Consider the following 21,184-nt stretch of genomic DNA (forward strand, 5'->3'; position numbering starts at 1 on the left):
AAATGAAACTGGATATTTTGATTAAAAATGGTCTGGTGGCCGACCTCGACAGTGCAAGCTATGTGAATCAGAACATCGGCGTCGTCGGCAACCGTATTGTTGATTTGCAGAGCGTTGAAAATACGGAAGCTGAAACCATCATTGATGCGGCAGGCTGTATTGTCCTGCCAGGACTGATTGACTTTCATGCTCACGTTTTTCATGGCGGAACCGCCATCAGCGTCAATCCAGATGTGCTTTGCCTGCCCAACGGGGTGACAAGCGTAGTGGATGCCGGCAGCAGCGGCTGGGTGAACTATAAAATGTTCCGCAACAGCGTGATAAATACGGCGCAGTCGCGCATTAAGAGCTACCTGAATGTGGTCAATGTGGGGTTATCCACGCTGGGCGGCGGGCCGACGGGGTATCTGGAAAACACCAACCCGGCTAATTTCAACCTGGAGAAAATTAGCCAGACGCTGGAAGAAAACCGCGACAATATCCTCGGCCTGAAACTACGTTACAGCCGGGACATTGCTGGCGGGCGCAACTACAGTGAGGATCCCTTCTACGCAACCGTAGAACTGGCCCGAGCGCTGAAGACAACGCTGTGTGTACACGTGACGGATTCGCGCCTGCCTGCTGACGAACTGATTAGTCATTTTCAGTCCGATGACATCTATGCCCACTGCTTCCACGGCACTGGTAATGCGATTCTTAAGGAAAACGGTGAACTGTTCCCGGCTATCAGGGAGGCCAAAGAGCGCGGGGTGATTTTTGACTGCTCTAACGGCGTGGCGCACTTTGATTTCAACGTAGCTCGCCATGCCCTGGAGCAGGGTTTCAATCCCGATATCATAAGTACCGATTTGACGCTTCGTAACAGCCTGCGTACTAACAAAGTCTTCAGCCTGCTGTTTATCATGTCGAAGTACCTGAACATGGGGATGTCATTTTTCGATGTAGTTCGTGCGGTAACCCGCACGCCCGCACGATTGATGAAAATGCAGGGACAGATCGGCACGCTGGCGCCCGGTGCACTGGCCGATATCGCCATCGTGAAGCTGCGTAAAGAGAAAGTGATGTTTGAAGATACTAAAGGCGTATTACTTGAGGGCGATCGCTATATCGATAACTGTACCACCATCAGCAACGGACAAATTGTCTATCGACGCCAACATTTTTGAGTGAAAAATCGGTTCAGGATCCTTTGCCCGTGCGCTGCATATGCGCGGGCTTTTTTCATTGCACTGATGGCGCTTTGTGGGATGAAGTGCGTGACAATATGATATTCCCGCATAAATCGATAATTCTGGATTGCCAATGAAAAACAACGAAATCGCCATTTTCTCGGTGTCAAAAACCATTACGCAACGCATATCCAATGTGCTTATCGAAAGAAAAATCTCTATTCCCGTTTACGAATACCACTATTCCGACGTGGTGGAAAAAGCCCGCAAGCTGATTCAGGGCGGCACCAAAATACTCATCAGCCGGGGAGGTACGGCGGCACTGCTGCGCAGCAATCTGAACATTCCGGTTATTGAAATTGCCCATGACCTGCATGGCATCTATCGTATCCTGCAGGACGCACACAAAAAGTCGCAGAAAATTGCAGCCGTAGGGTTTCCGCAGTTTTGTAACGTACTTCGCCATTATCAGAATATGACAAATGACGAATTTAAAATTTGTCAGGTCTATAACCACTACGATATTGAAAATGTCGTAAAAAATCTGGCAGACAATCACTATCAGTTGGTTATTGGCGGCCTGACGGTGGCTGAGATGGCGAAAAAGTACGATCTGAACGTTATCATGGGGGATACGGACAATATCTCCATTGAACAGGCGCTCGACGTCGCTGCCAGCATGCTGAAATATATCAATGCTGAGAGTATGAAGCTGGCGATGTGCTGGTCTGCACTCAACCAGTCGAACGAAGGGGTGATGTGTCTCGATCAGTCGGGAGAAATCATCAATATTAATTCCCGGGGGTTCGCGCTGTTTCAATGCCATACCGGGGAGAAAATATTCAAAAAAGAGGCGTTTAAGGGGATTTTTGGTTACATCATTAACGAGCTGGATGTGAAAGAACATGCGCTGGAGATTGAGGGAGAAATAGTTTATCTCGCGGTGAAGCATTTTTCTAATAAGCATGGTTTTTACACCATTATCACCGGCGTCAGGCCGGAGCAGACGGGGCGATCCGCTTCTCGTAACGTCAGAAAGAGTGACAATAAAGGCTTTACCACCACTTATTCTTTTGCCGACATTGTTGGGCGTTCACCGGTTATGAAGGCGGTTATTGATCAGGCTAAAATTTATGCCGCCCACGATCTGCCAGTGAATATTTTGGGCGATACCGGCACCGGTAAAGAACTGTTTGCCCAGAGCATCCACCATGCCAGTCCGCGCAGCGCCGGGCCTTTTATCGCGCTTAACTGTGCCGCCATTCCGGAAACGCTTCTGGAAAGTGAGCTGTTTGGTTATGCCGACGGCGCTTTCACCAATGCGCGTCGGGGCGGGAAAGCCGGTATTTTTGAAATGGCAATGAACGGTACAGTATTTCTCGATGAAATCAGTGAAGCGCCACCGGCCGTGCAGATTAAGTTGTTGCGCATATTGCAGGAGAAAAAGTTCAGTCGTGTGGGGGGAGATGCGTTAATCAGCGCTAACTTCCGTCTTATTACTGCCAGCAATAAAGACCTCGGTGCGCAGGTGGCTGCGGGTGAGTTCCGACATGATCTTTGGTATCGCATTAATATTCTTGAACTACGTCTGCCAGCACTCAAAGAGCGTAGCGGAGATGTGATGTTAATTATTGAGTCTCTGCTGGCAAAGCAGGGGAGATTGCTGAGCTTTACCGATGAGGCCGTGGATTTTCTTAACCGTTATGCATGGCCGGGCAATATTCGGGAGCTGCAGGCCGCAATTTTCCGTCTGATTGTGCATAATGTGCACAAGGTGGATATCGGTATGTTACAGTCGCTGTGCAATCTTTCGGCTTCTGCCACAGGCAGTGAAGAAATCGTAGTCCCGCTGGCCGGCGAGGTAGATTTACTGAAAAAACAGGAACAGAAGCTGATTGCTTCCGTGATGAAACAGACCAACGGCGATCGCACCAGAGCGGCGACTATTCTGGGTATAAGCCCGACCACGCTGTGGCGAAAGATGAAAATGTACGGAGTGGAATGAATTGCCGCGGATAATTCAGACGCTTTCGGGCTTTTGATAATACTGTTTTTCATATTCTGCCGGCGATGTCCGATCGCTCGAACCATGCCGGCGTTTACTGTTATAAAACGTTTCGATGTAATCAAAAATATTCTTACCGGGCCAGTTATCAGAACTGGGCTCTTTAGAGTGTGGAACAAATGAGTATGACCATTTTTTATATTTTGTATTAGTGTTTTGGATTTCGGTAAAGCCGCAAGATCCCATGCGATTGCGCCATTATCATGGCCTGTGTCGAAAACAAAGCCATTGACAAAGGATCTGTTATTAAACCCCATCTGTTTTTTAACAATGCCTTTTCTGTTGGGCTTCCAGACACAATATCGTTGAAACCATCGCAGCATAATGGGTATTTTTTTATTTAATTTTTATAGTTTTCCATATTATATTTCTTATCTTCAAACAATATAGATCCTCTCTTATTTTCTGATTAGATCATTTTCAGTACTTCAATGCAGTTTCTTTTAGACTTACGTTCAGCAATCCCGGCAACATTTGCCGTGTTCAGCTATGCCAGGTGGAACATTTGGCAACTGCGGAAACGGCATTTGGCGCGGGGTATGCACAGCGCGTTACTTGCGTCTTGTGAAACGAGAACCAGGTGACGCGCAAAGCGCGCAATGGATAAACCTATGTAAGCCAACGCAGAACGCTTTCATTGAGCGTTTCGGACATATCGTACAGAAACACTCGATTTTTATCTGTTCAGAACGCTGAATGAAGTACGGGAAATCACAGAGAAATGGTTATCAGAATATAACGGTGAACACCCGCATCAGTCGCTGAACAATATGACGCCGGAGGAATACCGCCAACAACATTATCTGGCCGGGTTCGCAAAAAATATACGGTACTAAAACGGGCCTGGTTATAAGCGACGTTCTTAGTTTTCTTCAGGTGCAGGAAATGCGTCAATGCACTTGAAGAATGGTTGCGGGGAGCTTTCCAAACAAAGATAAAGTCGATGCAGAAGAAGACTGGCCAGATGCTTTTATTTCACTTACCAGAAGGGAAGCGATGAAACGAGGTTCCCCTAAAACCGGACAAGGACCGGATGCAAAGAATCTACTAGCCATGACACATGATGGAGATAGTGTTTATTGGCAGCGTGAAGAGCAGTAGACGGTGGCACTGTGACCGGAAGGGCAGGGAGCCGCGAAAGGGAAATGCTCAGATGGGGCTCAAGAGGTAAAGCAAGGGCATCTATGCTTAAGGCGACCAAAAATCTACCGGAACCCCGGAAAGCAAAAAACCAGCCCTGAGGCTGGTTTCTTTAAATAGTGGTGCCCGGACTCGGAATCGAACCAAGGACACGGGGATTTTCAATCCTCGTGCCAAGGTTAATAAAATGTTACTTTGACCCTGTGCACACTTTTACGAGTGTGCAATATGAAAACATTTCCCGTTATTTCCCCTAAAGGCGGTGAAGGTAAATCGATTCCCGCTGACTTCGCTCCTGACTTTTGGATGCCGAAGACAAAGATTTTACCCGTTATTTCTCCTAAAGGTGGTGAAGGTAAATCCACTTTCGCTGCTTATCTGGCGGGCTTCCTTGCCGATGCGGGGCTGAAGGTCCTTCTTATTGATGCAGACTGGTCTCAGCCTACAGCCAGCAGTATTTTCCCCCTGACAAAAGAAGCGCCGTTTGGTCTCTATGAACTCCTGATGCAGACGGTTCCTGACCCTCTGCAGGCCATTTCACTCTCTGCGATTGATAATCTGGAGGTGCTTTATTCCAATGATCCGGATGAGCTTCTACCTACAGCGATGTTGCATGCGGCAGATGGTCGGTTGCGTCTGAGAAATATACTTCTGCATCCATTCTTTTCCCGTTATGACGCAGTTATTGTTGATTCCAAAGGTGCTACGGGGGTAATGACAGAGCTGTCTGTTTTGTCTTCAACAGGCAATGTTCTGGGGATAGTGAAACCAATTTTACCGGACGTACGTGAGTTTATTCGCGGTTCCCTGCACATGTTTGCTCGCCTCAAAACCTATGAAAATTACGGCATCCGCCTTCCCGATATCTCTATTCTTGTGAACTGCTTCGAAAATACGCTCCTTGATCGAGAGGCGATGAATAGTCTCTCAAAAATTATCAGCGAGAAGCTGTATGACAGCAGCGTGTTGGGAGGCCGAAATATATTCAGTCTCCTCAATACCTGTATCGAGCAACTGGATATTTACAAACTGGGTCATGTTAAGTCACAGCCGGTTCATAGACTTGAATATAAAACCCGGCGTAAAGGACCCGCGGCCGCGGATACCATGCATGGCCTTGCCTGTGAACTATTTCCTGAATGGAAAGTGCTCTTTGATAATGTCCTGCCCCGGAGGGAGCGTGTATGAGCCGTAATCAAATTTGGCGTGCTGTTGCTTATTCCACCGATACATACAAAGGGCATGAAGAGATTCACGTGTTTGTTGATGCTCCTGATTACGAAACAGCAAATGAGCGTATTTACGAGCGTCTGGCCGAGGAATGGGGTCTTCCGAGGGGCTTTATCGATATATACAACCTGTGGAATGAATCAGACCTACGCATTATGTCCACAGGAGCACAAATGCCAGCCGGGCTGCCATTGCTGGAGTCTGGAGGTGGAAACGGAAAGATGTATTACGATCGGGAGCCTCTGATCCTGATTGCGTCTGCCCGCCTGCGGGAAGTGCTGGAGTGTGCACTGCGGGAGGTATCTGCATGAATGCTCCAGTTATGGGTACGCTGCAACCATTCTCCCAGCCACATCAGCCGGAATTTCAGTTGCCGGTCTTCAGGTTTTTCCTGTTCAGCCTCGTGCCAGAAACGCTGGCTGATATTGTCAAATTCATCTTCAGTCATCCCTGCACTGAAGATTATGACTGAGGAGGGGATATGACGAATATCAATATTCCCTGCTCTTATGATGCAGAACAGGCTGTACTGGGTGGCCTGATGCTGGATAACGAACGCTGGGACGAAGTGGTCCTGTTGCTGGCACCTGATGATTTTTTCGTGGCCCAACACAGAGCCATCTACAGGTCCATGGCTGAGTTAGCTGCAGAAAATCAGCCGTTAGATTTAATTACCCTCGCAAATCATATGGAGCTTCAGCGACTTCTTGAACCGAAAGGTGGTTTTGCGTATCTGGCCGAACTCAGTAAAAACACGCCATCGGCGGCTAATATCCTGGCGTACGCCGGCGTGGTGGCAGAAAAAAGCCGTCTGCGCCAGTTGCAGGCGGTAGGCAATATGCTGGTTACCGATGTGCAGGCACCGGGGGCAAAATCATCAACCCTGCTGGAGTCAACAGAGAGCCAGTTGTTTCGCCTGGCTGAGCGGGAGATTGCGCAGACCTGCACGGAGCGGGTCATCAATGACGTGATGGATGCGATGGTCAGCCGCCTGGAAACACTGACAGGGATGGAGGGGAGCAGTGGGACGCCCACAGGCTTTCGGGAGCTGGATGAGAAAACCTGTGGTCTGCAGCCGGGCGATTTGGTGCTGCTGGCCGCCCGCCCGTCGATGGGAAAAACCGCTCTGGCTCTGGCGTCCTGCGCCGCAGCGGTAAGAGAACGTCCGGACGCCCACGTCTTTATTTTCAGCCTTGAAATGCCGGCAGAGCAGCTGAGTATGCGTCTGATGGCGATGCTGGGACGGGTGGAGCTGTCCCGGTTGCGCAGTGGTGAAATGGGAGATGAAGAGTGGGCCCGCTTGTCTGCTGCCATGAGCGAGATTGTGGCCTGGAATAACCGTCTGGTAATTGACGACACCAGTTATCAGACGCCATCCACTCTGCGAGCCAGAGTACGTCGCTACGTCCGTAAATACGGTAAACCCTCGCTCATTATGGTGGATTATCTGCAGTTGATGCGTTCACCGGAGCAGGAGAACCGTACCCAGGAAATCGCGGAAATCTCCCGGGCGCTGAAAGCGCTGGCAAAAGAGTTTGGCTGCCCCGTTCTGGCACTCTCTCAGTTGAACCGCCAGGTAGAACAGCGAGCGGACAAGCGCCCTAACAATGGCGATCTGCGGGATTCCGGGGCGCTGGAGCAGGATGCCGATCTCATCATGTTTATCTACCGCGATGAGGTCTACAACCCTGGTACGATGGACATCGGCGTGGCAGAAGTCATCATCGGCAAGCAGCGTCAGGGCCCGACCGGCACAATGAAGGTCAAGTTTGATGGCCGGTATACGCTCTTCTCCGATTTTCAGGAAGGCGGTTATGACCTGGGCTATCAGGGAGGGCGCGTATGAGCCGTAAGAACCCAAACGTCGGGGCGGCCATGCTGCAGCCGGGGCGTAAAACCAGCACGGCCGGAGAATCCAGTGCGACGGAAGCTGGGGTACTGCTGCTTCCCATGGTGCTGACGCTGGATCAACTGGCTCCGAACCCCGATAACCCACGGATAACCCGCAACCCGTTGTATGACGATATCAAGGCGTCCATTCGCGCCAGTGGACTGGATTCGGTGCCGATCGTCACCCGTAACCCGGATAATCCGGATAAATACATTTTCAGCAACGGCGGAAATACCCGTTATCAGATCCTGAAGGAGCTGTGGCAGGAGACTGGTGATGAGCGATTCTGGCGTATCCATACGCTGGTAAAACCCTGGCCGGGCCGGCTGAAATGTCTGGTGGGGCATCTGGCGGAGAATGAAGTCCGCGGCAACCTGACGTTCATCGAGAAAGCGCTGGGTGTCCACCACGCCCGCACCATTTATGAGAATGAAATCGGTCGTTCTGTCTCACTGCGTGAGCTGTCCGGGCTGCTCGCGCAGGAGGGACTGCCGGTTCATTACTCTTCCATAAACCGTATGGAAGATACCGTCAGATATCTTTATCCCTGGATGAAAGAACTGCTGGAGTCCGGGCTGGGTGCTCCTCAGATACGGCTTCTTCTGTCTCTGCGGCAGGAAGCGGAGCGGATCTGGGAACAGTTCGTACTGCTGTCTGACAGCAGTGATGCCTGCTTTACCGACGTATTCGGGGCGTGCTGCCGCAAGTTTGATTCTCCCGAACTGTGGTCACCGGATATGTTCCGGGACGAACTGATTGGTGATTTGCTGCAGGCGCTGCCGCATCCTGAGCTGAACTATGACCGCTGGATGATCGAGCTGGACCCCAAACGTCACTGGCAGCCTGATGAAAAGCCTCCTCTTCCTGAAACGTTGGCCATATCTGATGGATCTGTCGCTACCGACGGTGATGGTGGTGAACAGCAGTCAGAATCAGAACCACCGGAGCAGCAGGAACCACCGACGGGCTTTTCAGAACCACCGTCAGATCCCGGGAATACTGTCCCCCCACGGACTGAGATTCAGCCGGATATGTACGGCGGAGCCTCCGTGATTTCCGGGGGCAGCGAGGATATTACGGAGCCGTACAGTGATGATAATACTGGCGACAGCGATGAGGCGCTGATGTCGATGCTGGCACCGGAGAGGGAGTCGGATGACGACGGGGACGACGATGTGTCTACGTTATCTCCCATTGATGACGATGCCATCTGGCCCATCCCTGCATATCAGGATGATATTGAGCATCTCCAGAATATCGTCTTCCTGCTGGCGTGGGAGCTGGCTGAAAAGCTGGGCTGTGAAGATGAAATCCTGCCTGACCGCGACAGTGATACCTCCCCGGGGTTCCGGGCCGTTGGTGACCACTGCAGTGCCCCGGCAGCCCTGCTGCTCTCTCTTGCCGGGCTCTGTCCGCCCCGAACTTCCCCCTGTGGTCTTGATGCTGTGCTGACGGGTGGGCCGTCGCAACAGGACGTACCAACGCTTGATGATGAACATGCCATGAAGTTGCTGCGCCTGATGCGTGTGCTGCGCCGCCTGCGCGAACTGCAGCGGGAAGTGACCTTTACTGAAGAGGATAACAATGATGAATAACACCCGACAGGAACGACTGGTCAGCCTTGTACGAAAACTGCTGGATCTGAGCCGTCGTAACAGTAATCCCCATGAAGCCGGTCTGGCACTCAGCCGGGCGCAACGCCTGATGAAACAATATGGCATCACTGAACAGGAGGCCGGCCTTTCCGCTATCCGGAAAGCCCCCACGCAGGGCGCCCCGTCAAATGCGGAGAAAGTGCCGGCGTGGCAGGAAAGCCTGGTCTGGGCAATTAACCACGCTTTTGGGTGCCGGGCGTATTACTCCTGGCGGGAGGCGAATGACGGTACATATCGTCGGATTGTGGTTTTTTACGGTACCGGTGAGCGGCCGGAGGTGGCGGCGTATGCCTGGGATGTGCTGTGTCGTCAGCTGAAGGATGCCACAACGGCATATCTGAAGACGCAAAACAAGCGGCTGAAGCTGGCCACCCGTCGTCACCGGGCCGATCAGTTCCGTGCTGGTTGGGTTTGTGGCGTACGCCGGGTGATATCGACCTTTCATATTTCAGAGCAGGAGGTGCAGCTGATGGAAAACTGGATGAACAACCAGAATATGAAAACGGCCACGCTCCGGGATGTGAAGGACTGTCGGGGCAGTGACCTGGCCCGACAGCAGGGTATTGAAGCCGGCAAAAATGCCCGCCTGAACCACGCTGTGGGTGGCCGTGGTCCGGTGGGTATTGGTTACAGGGCGGAGCGGTCATGAAAAAGGAGTATCAGAACGCACTTAAGGTGGGGGCACTGCACGGTCTGTGGAGCTGCGTGATTCTGGGGACACTGGCCGCAAATGTTTATTTTGGACCAGCTCCATGGTCATGGGCAACCACAGACTCATGGACATTCATCCGGGGGCTGGGCGTTGCCGCATTATCCTCTGTCATGGTGGGAATGCTGGCAGCTTATAAGGACAAGGGGGACTTCATCCGGGTTATGGGATGGGCTGCTTTCCTTCCTTTATTAACGAGCCTGGCTCTCTTCCACGCGGGATGGTTGATTTACAGCGTGATCGTCTGGCAATGGCATTATGATTATGCCCTCTTTCTGTATGGCGTTCTCTGGTCTTATGCCTGCATAGCGTGGGGATTATGGAGCTTTATTGCTGTCCCCTTTCTTTATCGCAATCCCCTTTAGCCGGAGAGTTCCTCATGAAAAATACTAACACTAACGGATTGCTGATGCAGTTGGTGCTGGACCTGAAATCGGGATACCTCCGTCGCTGTGAATCTCTGGGGCTGGCCCGCGAGGAAATGCAGATGCTGATGGGGCTTTCCCTGGAGGAGTTGCATTACCTGTCCAACAGCGAGGTGTCGGTGGTTAACGTCAGTATTAACCACAGCAATCTGGTCAGCATGCTGCAGCGGGCCCGGCAGGAACAGAAGCGTCTGCAGCGAATCGATCGGGCGCTGGCCCTGGGCGGCTCCATTGAGCTGATGCAGACCTTCTTCGGGCTGGCGAGCACGGATATCGCCGCCCGGCGCCGTATCGCGGGCATCACTGTCAGGCCCGGACGGGGCTGTACGCTCAGTGATGAGGAAAATGCGGAAATCTGGCGTATCTGGCAGAAGAGTGGCGTCGAAGATGCTGAAAGTCCGGACGGACTGGATGTCATGATGCTGGCTGCCGAGCAACTGAACGTCTCGCTGACGTCGGTCTGGAATGCCGTAAAAGGCTGGCACAAAAGTCCCCGGGGGCGGGAGAAATCCCCGGTAAGGGCAGGTGCATGAAGTTGATCACGATCGGGCCCGGTTTGCGGGCCCTTCCCGGTATACCAGTCCGGTACTGTAAGAAGGCACGGCGACAGATTCAACTTTTCCGCTGCGGTACCCATAACTACAAACGGCTGGAGGACAGAGGATGCGGATATTTCAAAATTGATATCGGTCCGTTCTGGCGTCTGCTCAGCCGAAATAATGGCCGGACCTGGCTGTTACTGAGCCATGAGCGCTATAACCGCGAAATACGTAAATAGGACGGGGGAAAACTGAACAGTACTTTTATCCTGCACCTGTCAGTCGGGTGCAGTAATAAGCGTACTTATTCTGAATGTTGTGAACGGAATGGCTGCGAATGACCACAGAAGGATATATATAACCATGATGCCGGCTGACAGTCTGATTGCACATACGCTGGAGAAAATGAATGCCCGCCTGGCCACGAAACCTCTGCATGAGGATGGCCGGATACGCAGTGGTCTTCTGTATACCGGGAACGTCCATGATGCCATCCCGCGTCGGTTGCTTCTGGATACCCGACTGTCCCCGCTCGACAAGCTGGGCTGGATGATGATCCGCCTGTACGCGCAGAATAATGAGGGGGCCGTGTTCCCCACTTATGATGAGCTGCAGCTGCAGCTGGCGTCCCCGGGAAAGGGGAAAGCTTCCCGGGAGACGGTCAGCCGGGTGTTGCTGATGCTGCGAATAACCGGCTGGCTCAGCCTTTGTAAACGGGTACGCGACGAATATGGCCGTGTGCGGGGCAATATCTACGCTCAGCATGATGAGCCGTTAACGTTCCGTGATGCGGAGACCTTCGATCCACGTTTTCTGGATACGGTCGTCGATGCCTGCCGGAGCAAAAACAAAACAATTAGCCAGACCGCCAGGGAAATTCTTGAGGAGATCAAGTCCGATCCCACCATGCGTCATTACCGCAGCCATCTCTCCCTGCTGGAAACTCGTCTGGGCAGCCCACAGGACGGGCGGCAGATGGCAGCCCGGCAGGCAGTCAGGGAACAGAGTCCGGAAACCGAACCCTGTCTCCGGCAAATAAAAAACGGGCAAAAATCACCGGATTCGGAAGCCGAACTCAGTAAAAAACAGAGACAGGATGCACAGAGTTCGGATTCCGAACTGCCAGTAAAATCAGCAGGTTACCACAAAGTTCGGAAACCGAACCATTACGTACGTAGTATCACACAGAGTGTGAAAAAAAATACGTACGTTGCCGATGGCAATTTGCTCCCGGATATTCTGAACAGCATCGTTTCCGCTGAGGATCGGATGATGCTGAACGGCCAGCTGCAGGCGTTGCCTGAAGAGCAATCCCGGCAGATTTTGTCCAGCCTGAAAATCATGCTGGACCGCCGACAGGTGGCAAACCCTACCGGCTGGCTGCTGGCGATGATGAAAAAAGCCCGGGAGGGACAGCTGAATCTAAATCCTGGAACAGCCGTCGCAGAGGATAAACCGCAGCCACGCCCGGAGCAGCGACCATTTGTGCCAGCTTGTCAACCTGCGGGGCAACCAGTGACAGAGCAGCAGGCCCGTCAGTATGTGAGCCAGCTCCGGGCCAGACTTAAGACTGTGATTAAAAAGTGAACAGTGTTGGCAGTGCCAACAGTGATTAAAAAGTGAACAGTGTTGGCAGTGCCAACAGTGATTAAAAAGTGAACAGTGTTGGTAGTGCCAACGGTGATTAAAAAATAGACAGCGCTGCCAGTGGCAACAGCGGTTAAAATGTGAGCAGCGTTGGCAGTGCCTGCAGTGATATCCCTCCTGAAATTTTATTCTGTCGGGATCTGGTTTCTGATTGTCCCGTCATACCCTGTCCGGGACTATTTCAAGCGGAAGTGCGTCCATCATTATTCACTTGAAAGGAAAAGGGGGGCCTGAATGGCTGACGAGAAAAACAGCGTTGAAAAGAAAACTGCACCGGTACCAAAACCCGGGGCGTTGCAGTCATCACTTTCCATGTTGTTGCATACCTGGTATGCAATTCGGCTCTGGGAAGGGCGCAGGCGCGATGACGACAACAGCCGCCATGAGATTATCAGTATGCCGCAGGTTATCTCCCGGGCAGGGATCGCGTTTCGCGATGCTGCTGCGGATAATCCCTATGCCGATGCGGTGCTGGTAAAAATGGAAGAGGCGATTAAAGCCGCGTCCGACAAAATTCAGGGGTATGTTTCTGTTCTCGACAGTACCCTGTCTGATATCCCCAAAGGCGTAACGCTCTCGGATGTGGAATCCAGCCAGCCCCTGAATATTCAGGTCTACAGCCGTTCTCCCCTCGGATACCGCTGCGTCTGGTTGCTGGTCGGCTATGATCAGCTGGCGATGAAAGCCTTCCAGGCATTCCATTACGGTCTTATCTCCCGCACTCAGCGTGATACCTGGCTTAATAATGGTGGTCACGCCATCCGTAAGGTTTATGGCGCCGTTCAGCATTACCGCACCGTTGCGGTTAACCGGAATGATATCCTGAACCTGACCGAACGGGGGCGAGAGGCGGTGCAGCTACTGGGCGAACCCGATCCCGATATTTTCTCCGGTAAAATACGTTCGTCGTTTTCTCCGCCGCTGGAAAAACGCTGAGGCAGACTATGCAACTTTATCAACTTTATCTGTGTGAAAAGCCCTCACAGGCAAAGGATATTGCCAGGGTGTTGGGCGTCAGCCGGCGTGGACAGGGATTTATTGGGGATGGCAATACCGTTGTGACCTGGGCCATTGGGCATCTGCTGGAGCAGGCCGATCCGGAATCGTACGGGGAGCAATTTGGTAAACCCTGGCGGGCAGACGTGCTGCCCGTCCAGCCGGAGCGCTGGAAGATGGTAGTAAAATCCCAGACCCGGGACCAGTTTACGGTTATCAGTAAACTGCTGAAGCAGGCCAGTGAGGTGGTGATTGCTACCGACGCTGACAGGGAGGGGGAAGTCATCGCCCGGGAGCTGCTGGAATACTGCCAGTACCATGGTCCTGTACGCCGCCTGTGGCTGTCGGCACTGGATGAAGCCAGCGTAAGGGAAGCGCTGGCCAATATTCTGCCCGGAGAAAAAACCGCCAGACTGTACGATGCCGGCAAGGGCCGAAGCCAGGCCGACTGGCTGATTGGTATGAACCTGACGCGCCTGTATACGCTGAAGGCCCGTGATGCCGGTATCTCAGAAGTATTGTCTGTCGGACGGGTACAGACGCCCACGCTTGCCATGGTGGTGAACCGCGATAACGAGATTGCCCGTTTTGTTCCGGTTCCCTGGTGGCAGGTGCAGGCCGTACTTGAGAAGGATGGGATTCGTTTCCATGCAACCTGGGTTCCTGTTACTCAGTACTGTGACGATGAAAAGCGTTGCATTAATAAACAGGCTGCACAGGCGGTTGCACAGCTGTGTCAGCAGCATAAAAGCGCCGCTGTACTGGAGGTCAGTCAGAAACGGGAGAAAATGCCTGCACCGCTGTGTTTCGATCTCGGAACGCTGCAGCAGATCTGTTCCCGGAAATTTGGGCTGGGTGCCCAGCAGGTACTCTCAATCGCCCAGTCGCTGTACGAGACGCACAAGGCGACGACCTATCCGCGCACCGATTGTGGTTACCTGCCAACATCCATGCAGCAGGAAATTCCTGAGGTATTGTCTGCCGTTGCTAAATCAGATCCGTCGATAGCGCCAGTGCTGGCACAACTGGACCGGGAATTTGTCTCGCGGGTCTGGAATGATAAAAAAATTACGGCGCACCATGCCATCATTCCCACCCGGCAGGCGTTTGATATTTCACGCCTGAGTGATGATGAGCTGAAGGTCTATCAGCTGATTCGTTTGCATTATCTGGCTCAGTTCCTGCCGTTGCAGGAGTCTGATGTTACCGATGCCTCATTCAATATTGGCGGACAGCTGTTCAGAACCCGCGGAAAAGTGAATGTGGTCACCGGCTGGAAAAGTCTGTTCCAGGCAGAAAAACCGGAAGACGGCGCTGAAGGTGAAGAGGAGCAGTCATTACTGCCACCACTGAGTAATGGCGACAGCTGTACGGTCAGTGGAGCCGTGGTGGATGATAAAGTCACCGCGCCGCCGAAACCGTTTACCGAGGGTACATTAATTGCGGCCATGAAGAACGCGGCCAGCCAGGTCAGCGATCCAAAGCTGAAAAAGGTGCTGCGTGATAACGCAGGGCTGGGTACGGAAGCGACCCGTGCCGGCGTACTGGAGACGCTGTTTAAACGTAACTACCTGGAGAAGAAGGGAAAATATATCCGTTCGACACAGCTGGCCCGGGAGCTTATTGCCGCATTGCCCGACACCCTGACCAGCCCGGGGATGACCGCCCTGTGGGAGCAGGCGCTGGACGATATCGCGCAGGGAAAAATGTCGCTGGACGTCTTCATGCAGAAGCAACAGCAGTGGACCCGCCACCTGATTGAAAAGGGACGCAGTCAGGGAATAAAAATCACGGCGCCGGTCACGCCGCCCTGCCCGGTCTGCAAGGGACCGACCCGTAAACGGAAAGGGAAAAACGGGGATTTCTGGGGATGCATTCGCTATCCGGACTGTAACGGCATTATCGGCGGGAAAAGTAAAAAAGCCGGTGCCCGTAAGAGAAAAGGCGCTACAGCAAAATCAGCAAAATCACCGGCGACCGGCAACTGATTCCATCTACACATTGTGAGCCAGTTCTGCTATGGTTGCCGGGCTTTGATGCAATGAGTACCCCGCTGGCCGAGGGGCTGCCGGTAAACTTATAACGGGGTTTATCGCTGGCCGGCCCGACAGTCGGTACCTGCACACTACCGGACTGTAAGACGCGAAACCTCCGTGAAAACCGCGCCAGGGAGAATATGGATACTCCCCGGAGAACAGAATAATGACCACGGGTTACGTACTGACCCCAGGGCGCTGGTAACAGCGCCTTTTTGTTATACGCTCCCCCTGAAGCAGGTTTACCTATAAATACAGTTAATTGCGATTATCTTTATCGGTTCTGGGTTGACATTTTTTAACGGCGGTTTAATTATGGCATGGCTGAACTGTCGTTTTTACGACCACTAATGTTCCTGTAGTCTGTGAGGAACGCCTTCGGGTGGCTACATAAACTCTCCCGTACCCTGAGAAGGGAGAGCACAGAGAATTCTGTGGGGAAACCTGCTCACCTTTGAAAGCAGATATCGCCAGTTTAGTTTAGGCGCGCTATGACGCGGCGATGAAGGTCATTTCACTCAACTTACCAGACTGTCAGAATACAGCTGATTCNCTCAACTTACCAGACTGTCAGAATACAGCTGATTCTGACTCCCCGACGGGAAAACAACCCCCGTCAGGGCTGATGTTTTCTCCGTCGTACCTCTTTTACCTCCATGGAGAAAACATCATGTCTGCTAACAACACTACTGCCAAAACTGAATACTTCAATCTGACCATTAAAGGCCTGGGGTATCTCAGTAATATCCGACAGGTTAACCATCAGAACGGCTCGTTTCTCAGTTGCGTCATTAATGCACTGAGTGGCCCGACTGATAACCCGTCGTATGTCCGTTTCGATGTCGTGGTTGCCGGTAAAGAGGCAACCAGCCTGATTGCCCGCTGCCATAAGGCCGTTGATGAGGACAAGAAGGTTTTGCTGGGATTCAATCTGAGTAATCCATCCACCGACATCTTTACGCTGAACAAAGGCGAGCATGCCGGCGAACAGCGTGTCAGCCTGAAAGCCCGCTTAATCAAAGTGGACTGGATCAAGATAGGCCAGGATATGGTTTTCAAAGCTGAATCGGACTCCGTGCCGCCCCAGACTGGTGCTGCTCAGCACGAATACGCTGAAAACTCTTTCTGAACCATTTTTACCTTCACCTCCCTGAACAGGCCTTCTCCGTCAGGGAGGCCTGTTTTCTTTTACAGGAAACAAATCATGAACAATTCTCAAGGCGTTCTGGCTGCAGCCGCTGGCTTTCACTTATCCCTGCAGGTGTTGAAAAACAATGCCGGCTATTACATTGGCACGATGAATCATCAGGGTCCTGTTTCCAGAGAATCGGAAGAATATTTCGATACCTTTGAACTGGCAGAGAAAGCGCTTGAATGCGGTGGCTGGACACAGCGCTGCCAGCCCTGGACATAAGGAGAAAAACATGGCTTCACGTGGCATTAACAAAGTTATCCTGGTTGGAAATCTCGGTCAGGACCCCGAAGTTCGGTATATGCCCAATAATGGCGGAGCGGTAACGACATTATCACTGGCAACATCGGAGCAGTGGCGCGATAAGCAGTCCGGTGAAATGAAAGAAGTGACTGAATGGCACCGGGTGGTGATATTCGGAAAGCTTGCTGAAATCGCCGGGGAATATCTGCGTAAGGGCTCTCAGGTATATATCGAGGGTCAGCTGCGTACCCGTAAATGGCAGGGGCAGGATGGCCAGGATCGTTACACCACCGAGGTGGTGGTTTCCGTGAATGGCGTCATGCAGATGCTGGGTAGCCGTTCGCAGACATCCTCCCGATCACAAACCGGGGGATGGGGCGAGCCTCAGCAGCCCTCTGCGCCGGCATACAGTGGACAGCCAGCTAAATCGCAACCCGCTAAAACCGCGCAGCCATCGGCAGGTAATGCTGCGGGTGAGCCCTTCGGTGATGATATCCCCTTTGTCGGGCGGGGCTATGGAACGGGTAAATCTGCCATATATGCGCTCTGATATTTAACGCCCGGGGCTGCTTTTTACGCCCCTGTTTTGTTTATGGTATGCTCTGTAGTAACAGTATGCCATAACTTCTTTTACTAACCGGAGGCTCCTATGGGAACTCTTTACGATAATGATTTCTACGGCTGGACTCAGGAGCAGGCCGATTTGTTGCGTTCCGGTCAGTTGTCAGAGCTGGACACACAGCATCTGCTGGAGGAAATTGAAGCGATGGGAAGAAGCGAACGTCGTGAACTGGAATCCCGCCTCAGGGTGTTGTTCATGCACCTGCTCAAGTGGCAGTATCAGTCCGAGCGCCAGAGCCGGAGCTGGAAACTGACTATTGAGGAGCAGCGTTTGCAGGTTGCTGAATTACTAGCGGAAAACCCCAGCCTCAGAAATCGTCTCCCGGGACTTACAGAAAGCGCCTGGCGTCTGGCCATTATTTCGGCTGAACGTGAAACCAATATCCGGCGTTCAGTTTTTCCGGCAACGTGCCCCTGGACATTTGAACAGGTGATGGATCCGGAATTCTGGCCTGACTGATTTACCGTTATACACAACCCTTAACGCTGACCTTCCGGTCGGCGTTTTTTTTCATTTATGGAAAATCAGTTGTTAATTGAGTGAATGCGGGGGGATTTCGCACAGTGAGGCCTGTTAATCACTGTAATGGAAATCCCACATGAAACTTCATTCCCGCTGTAAGACCCTTACCGCTGTTCTGCCGCTGCTTTTACTGGCCGGCTGCTCCTCTCCACCTCAGAAACTACAGCAGCGTGATGCAGCGGTGCTCACGCCTTCCGTGACTGTCACCCGCAATGTTCAGCCCGTCGCGCCTGATGAATATGCCCGGACGCCGGAGGTGGTGCGTTATGACCGTTATCTGCTGGTCAGCACGGCTCCGATGGTTGCCCAGCGCGATCCGCTGTCCCAGGTTATTGATATCCGTATTCCGTCATCCCTGCATCCGACCGTGGCGGATGCCCTGCGCTACGCGCTGAAGCAATCCGGTTACTCTCTCTGTGCTACGGGACCGGCAAACGGTGTTCTGTACCACCAGCCACTGCCGGCCGTGCAGTATCAGTTGGGGCCCATGCGCCTGCGCACCGCCCTGCAGGTGATGGCGGGCCCGGCCTGGCAGCTGGAGGTTGATGATGTTCAGCGCGTGGTCTGCCACAGCCTGCGCGACGGATATCAGTTACCGGCCAGCCAGTTACCGCCTGTCCGGACTCCCTGGCAGGCACCCGTCCCGGCTAAGGGAGGGTTTCTGAAAAAATGAGCGACAGGAACATCACTGAGTCTTTACACGTCGGGAAAAAGAGGCGTCTGCGTTCATGGTGGTCTGCTGTTGGCACCTGTCTTTGCCTGATGATGGCGGCGGCCGGTTTTGTGTTGTATGTACTCGTCAGCGGCGTGACTGATCTGGATATGCGCCTTTCACGTCTGGAAGCGCAGGACAATACCGGCACAACCAGCACGATGTTATCCACCCTTCAGTCGGAGGTCTCAACGCTGCAGGCCGGGTTGGCCGATAACCAGCAGCGTGTGGCCACACTGCAGAAAGACACTGAAGCCCGGACCAGGCCTTCGCAGGAACTGACCGCTCTGCAGGCCTCTGCCGCACGGCTGCAACAGGTGCAGCAGGAGATGGAGACCCGGCTGAGTGCGCTTGCTGAACAACTGAATGCCCTGAAAGCGGTACCGGCGGCTGTGACTCCGGCTCCGGGAAAAACACCGACAGAGATCAAAAAACAGTTACCCGTTAAACCCCGTTCAACTGTACGTCATGCGCCGTTTGTGCTGACCGGCGTGGAAAGACGAGGCGCGGAGTCGTGGGCGGCGGTGGCCCCCCGCGGTTACCACAGCCTGTCGCAGATAGCGCTTATCGGGGAAGGGGAAACCGTCTCCGGCTGGACGCTGGTGCGTGCCGGTTACAGCGAAGCGACTTTCCGTGTCAACGGGCGCCTGACTGCCCTTAAGGTGGAGTAAACCATCATGAAACTGAAACTGACCTTTCTGGCGCTGGTCATGCTGAGTTCGCAGGCTCAGGCGGCCACAGATACCTCCGTCGTTGAAAACTCGCAAACCACACAGAGCCAGACGCAATCCCTGCAGCAGAAAGCCGGCGAATGGGGGCTAAGCCCGGAGGATTACCAACGGTATCAGCAACTGATGAATGGCCCCAGGGGGATTCAGTCCCCGGGTCTGGATCCGCTGTCGGCGCTGGGGATTGAGGCCCGCACGCCGGCAGAGCGCCGTCAGTATGCGGAAAAATGGGTTAAAGAGGAGTTTGTCCGTACGCAAAAAGAACTGGATTTCCAGTGGGAAATCAATGCCGCCTGGCAACGGCTTTATCCGGACAGACTGCCGGTGAATCTGGGGAATGCTGCCGGTGTTGCCCGGGATGCCGGGGGGCGTCTGGCGTTGTTCGTTAAGTCGAAGGACTGTCCGACCTGCGATGCGCGGCTGTCTGCGGTGCTCAGTGACAATCGTCCGGTTGATATTTACCTGGTCGACAGCGAGGGGAGTGACGATAAGTTACGCCAGTGGGCTCGCGCTCACCGTATCCCGGCGGAAAAAGTCCGTTCCCGGCAGGTTACGCTGAATCATGACGGTGGGCGCTGGTTGCGCTTTGGTGATGGCAAAATGCCGGTATTGCTGCAACAGGGGGAAAAAGGATGGCATATCGCCGCGTTCTGATCGCCCTGATGCTGGTCTTGTCGGGAAACGGCAGTGCATCTGCTGCGGGTGAGGCTGTACCGGAAGGGTATATCCGGGTGGCCGTTGCGCACGGGATACCGCCGGAAGCGCTCTATGCTGTCTCGTTGACGGAAACCGCTATGGCGCCACGATCGATTGCTGCGGTAGTCAGGCAGCAGACAAATCTGCCGGTGGTGAGCCGTCCCTGGCCGTGGACGATTAACGTGGCGGGTAAGGGATACCGCTACGCCAGCCGACTGGAGGCCTGGCGGGCGCTGCAGGTGTTCATAAAGCGTTACCCCCTGAAACGTATTGATGTCGGTCTGGCTCAGGTAAACCTGGGCTGGAACGGGCATCTGTTTGCGTCCACCTGGGAGGCGTTTGACCCGTACACCAATCTCAATGCCGCAGCCACCATTCTGCGCGAGTGCCAGGAGCGTAAGCCGGGTAGCTGGCTGGATGCGGCCGGTTGTTATCACCATCCGGCGGGTGGGCAGGCTGCAGCACGATACAAAACTATCGTGAAACGTCATCTTGTCCGTCTCAGCGGCACGACCCGCCAGCCCCCTTTGTTGCCGCCTTCTTTATTACCTCAGACAGTGGCAGCCATTGCCCCTGAACCTGGTTTTATCTGGACTGAGCCCGGGAGTGAACCCTGATGAAAAAACGGTTTTTAATGATGTGTCTTTTTCTGCCCCTGACGGGCCATGCCGGACTGAACGTCCTCGCTGACCTCGGCGGGGAGGATGCCACGCCTTATTTTGATGGCATTAATAAACAACCCGGCCTGCCGGAGGCGTCGCCGGCAACCACACAACCGCTAGTTTCTGCGATGGCAGCGATGTTTCCGATCAGCACGCCGGAGATGACGCCGGGGGCGGTGGAGGATCGTCCGCTGCAGTTGCCGGGCATTGGTGCGCTTTTCCTTATCGGTGATGACGCACAGTCGCGGTACTGGCTGGCGGAGAATGCGCAGGCGCTAATTGCCCGGCATGCGGCAGGTCTGATT

General features: G+C 53.4%; 23 protein-coding genes and 2 pseudogenes. 24 read left to right on the forward strand and 1 reads right to left on the reverse strand.

Going from position 1 to position 21,184, the window contains the following annotated elements:
• Positions 1-2: 2 nt before the first annotated feature.
• Together FKM52_RS16965 and FKM52_RS16970 are read left to right on the forward strand one after the other, a co-directional pair.
• Positions 3-1,166: a metallo-dependent hydrolase gene (locus tag FKM52_RS16965; RefSeq protein WP_141177339.1), complete on the forward strand. Its 1,164-nt coding sequence runs from the start codon at positions 3-5 to the stop codon at positions 1,164-1,166.
• Positions 1,167-1,302: 136 nt separating this feature from the next.
• A complete protein-coding gene (locus tag FKM52_RS16970; protein ID WP_141177340.1) occupies positions 1,303-3,174 on the forward strand; it encodes a sigma 54-interacting transcriptional regulator in 1,872 nt (623 codons plus the stop codon).
• A gap of 15 nt (positions 3,175-3,189) precedes the next feature.
• On the opposite strand, the pseudogene FKM52_RS16975 reads toward FKM52_RS16970, so the two are convergent.
• Positions 3,190-3,306, reverse strand: a pseudogene (locus FKM52_RS16975) (IS3 family transposase); the annotation flags it as partial.
• A gap of 537 nt (positions 3,307-3,843) precedes the next feature.
• Between FKM52_RS16975 and FKM52_RS16985 the strand changes: the two are divergent.
• From FKM52_RS16985 to FKM52_RS17085, 22 genes and pseudogenes are all read left to right on the forward strand, one after another.
• Positions 3,844-4,070: pseudogene (locus tag FKM52_RS16985) on the forward strand (integrase core domain-containing protein); the annotation flags it as partial.
• Between the two features lie 610 nt (positions 4,071-4,680).
• Positions 4,681-5,562 (forward strand): ParA family protein, encoded by an 882-nt coding sequence (locus FKM52_RS16990; RefSeq protein WP_141177365.1) that lies wholly within the window; start codon positions 4,681-4,683, stop codon positions 5,560-5,562.
• Complete coding sequence (locus tag FKM52_RS16995; RefSeq protein WP_141177341.1) at positions 5,559-5,915, forward strand: hypothetical protein; 357 nt, start codon at positions 5,559-5,561, stop codon at positions 5,913-5,915. Before FKM52_RS16990 ends, FKM52_RS16995 begins: the two co-directional genes overlap by 4 nt.
• On the forward strand, positions 5,912-6,076 hold the full coding sequence (locus FKM52_RS21740) for a hypothetical protein (RefSeq protein WP_160622469.1): 165 nt from the start codon (positions 5,912-5,914) through the stop codon (positions 6,074-6,076). Before FKM52_RS16995 ends, FKM52_RS21740 begins: the two co-directional genes overlap by 4 nt.
• 9 nt (positions 6,077-6,085) lie before the next feature.
• Positions 6,086-7,450 carry an SPI-7-type island replicative DNA helicase gene (gene dnaB-PI, locus FKM52_RS17000; RefSeq protein ID WP_141177342.1) on the forward strand — a complete coding sequence of 455 codons (1,365 nt, stop codon included), beginning with the start codon at positions 6,086-6,088 and terminating at the stop codon, positions 7,448-7,450.
• Positions 7,447-9,090 carry a ParB family protein gene (locus FKM52_RS17005; RefSeq protein WP_141177343.1) on the forward strand — a complete coding sequence of 548 codons (1,644 nt, stop codon included), beginning with the start codon at positions 7,447-7,449 and terminating at the stop codon, positions 9,088-9,090. The genes dnaB-PI and FKM52_RS17005 overlap by 4 nt, the downstream gene beginning before the upstream one ends.
• A complete protein-coding gene (locus FKM52_RS17010; protein WP_141177344.1) occupies positions 9,080-9,799 on the forward strand; it encodes a DUF2786 domain-containing protein in 720 nt (239 codons plus the stop codon). The genes FKM52_RS17005 and FKM52_RS17010 overlap by 11 nt, the downstream gene beginning before the upstream one ends.
• On the forward strand, positions 9,796-10,224 hold the full coding sequence (locus FKM52_RS17015) for a hypothetical protein (RefSeq protein WP_141177345.1): 429 nt from the start codon (positions 9,796-9,798) through the stop codon (positions 10,222-10,224). Before FKM52_RS17010 ends, FKM52_RS17015 begins: the two co-directional genes overlap by 4 nt.
• Before the next feature lie 14 nt (positions 10,225-10,238).
• Positions 10,239-10,817 (forward strand): DUF2857 domain-containing protein, encoded by a 579-nt coding sequence (locus FKM52_RS17020; RefSeq protein WP_141177346.1) that lies wholly within the window; start codon positions 10,239-10,241, stop codon positions 10,815-10,817.
• Positions 10,814-11,062 carry a ParE family toxin-like protein gene (locus FKM52_RS22025; protein WP_141177347.1) on the forward strand — a complete coding sequence of 83 codons (249 nt, stop codon included), beginning with the start codon at positions 10,814-10,816 and terminating at the stop codon, positions 11,060-11,062. The genes FKM52_RS17020 and FKM52_RS22025 overlap by 4 nt, the downstream gene beginning before the upstream one ends.
• A gap of 124 nt (positions 11,063-11,186) precedes the next feature.
• The gene (locus FKM52_RS17030; protein ID WP_141177348.1) at positions 11,187-12,410 is read left to right on the forward strand and encodes an STY4528 family pathogenicity island replication protein; all 1,224 of its coding nucleotides are present in this window, start codon (positions 11,187-11,189) and stop codon (positions 12,408-12,410) included.
• A gap of 294 nt (positions 12,411-12,704) precedes the next feature.
• Complete coding sequence (locus tag FKM52_RS17035; protein ID WP_141177349.1) at positions 12,705-13,406, forward strand: PFL_4669 family integrating conjugative element protein; 702 nt, start codon at positions 12,705-12,707, stop codon at positions 13,404-13,406.
• Between the two features lie 8 nt (positions 13,407-13,414).
• Entirely contained in the window at positions 13,415-15,454 is a 2,040-nt protein-coding gene (locus FKM52_RS17040; RefSeq protein ID WP_141177350.1) for a DNA topoisomerase III, read from the forward strand.
• A 718-nt stretch (positions 15,455-16,172) separates the two neighbouring features.
• Positions 16,173-16,631, forward strand: a complete 459-nt coding sequence (locus FKM52_RS17045) for an STY4534 family ICE replication protein (RefSeq protein ID WP_141177351.1) — start codon at positions 16,173-16,175, stop codon at positions 16,629-16,631.
• Between the two features lie 75 nt (positions 16,632-16,706).
• On the forward strand, positions 16,707-16,916 hold the full coding sequence (locus FKM52_RS17050) for a hypothetical protein (RefSeq protein WP_141177352.1): 210 nt from the start codon (positions 16,707-16,709) through the stop codon (positions 16,914-16,916).
• A 10-nt stretch (positions 16,917-16,926) separates the two neighbouring features.
• A complete protein-coding gene (locus FKM52_RS17055; protein ID WP_141177353.1) occupies positions 16,927-17,487 on the forward strand; it encodes a single-stranded DNA-binding protein in 561 nt (186 codons plus the stop codon).
• Between the two features lie 99 nt (positions 17,488-17,586).
• Positions 17,587-18,018: a DUF29 domain-containing protein gene (locus FKM52_RS17060; RefSeq protein ID WP_141177354.1), complete on the forward strand. Its 432-nt coding sequence runs from the start codon at positions 17,587-17,589 to the stop codon at positions 18,016-18,018.
• 139 nt (positions 18,019-18,157) lie between these two features.
• Positions 18,158-18,754, forward strand: coding sequence for a PFGI-1 class ICE element type IV pilus protein PilL2 (gene pilL2, locus FKM52_RS17065; protein ID WP_141177355.1), 597 nt, complete (start codon positions 18,158-18,160; stop codon positions 18,752-18,754).
• Complete coding sequence (locus FKM52_RS17070; RefSeq protein ID WP_141177356.1) at positions 18,751-19,464, forward strand: hypothetical protein; 714 nt, start codon at positions 18,751-18,753, stop codon at positions 19,462-19,464. The genes pilL2 and FKM52_RS17070 overlap by 4 nt, the downstream gene beginning before the upstream one ends.
• A 6-nt stretch (positions 19,465-19,470) precedes the next feature.
• Positions 19,471-20,175, forward strand: coding sequence for a TIGR03759 family integrating conjugative element protein (locus tag FKM52_RS17075; RefSeq protein WP_141177357.1), 705 nt, complete (start codon positions 19,471-19,473; stop codon positions 20,173-20,175).
• Between the two features lie 8 nt (positions 20,176-20,183).
• Positions 20,184-20,834, forward strand: a complete 651-nt coding sequence (locus FKM52_RS17080; protein WP_377090339.1) for a transglycosylase SLT domain-containing protein — start codon at positions 20,184-20,186, stop codon at positions 20,832-20,834.
• On the forward strand, positions 20,834-21,184 hold a 351-nt coding region (locus tag FKM52_RS17085; RefSeq protein WP_141177359.1), incomplete at its 3' end, for a PFL_4695 family integrating conjugative element protein. The genes FKM52_RS17080 and FKM52_RS17085, both read left to right, overlap by 1 nt.

The sequence above is a fragment of the Mixta tenebrionis genome, from assembly GCF_006517625.1.
Classification (GTDB): domain Bacteria; phylum Pseudomonadota; class Gammaproteobacteria; order Enterobacterales; family Enterobacteriaceae; genus Mixta; species Mixta tenebrionis.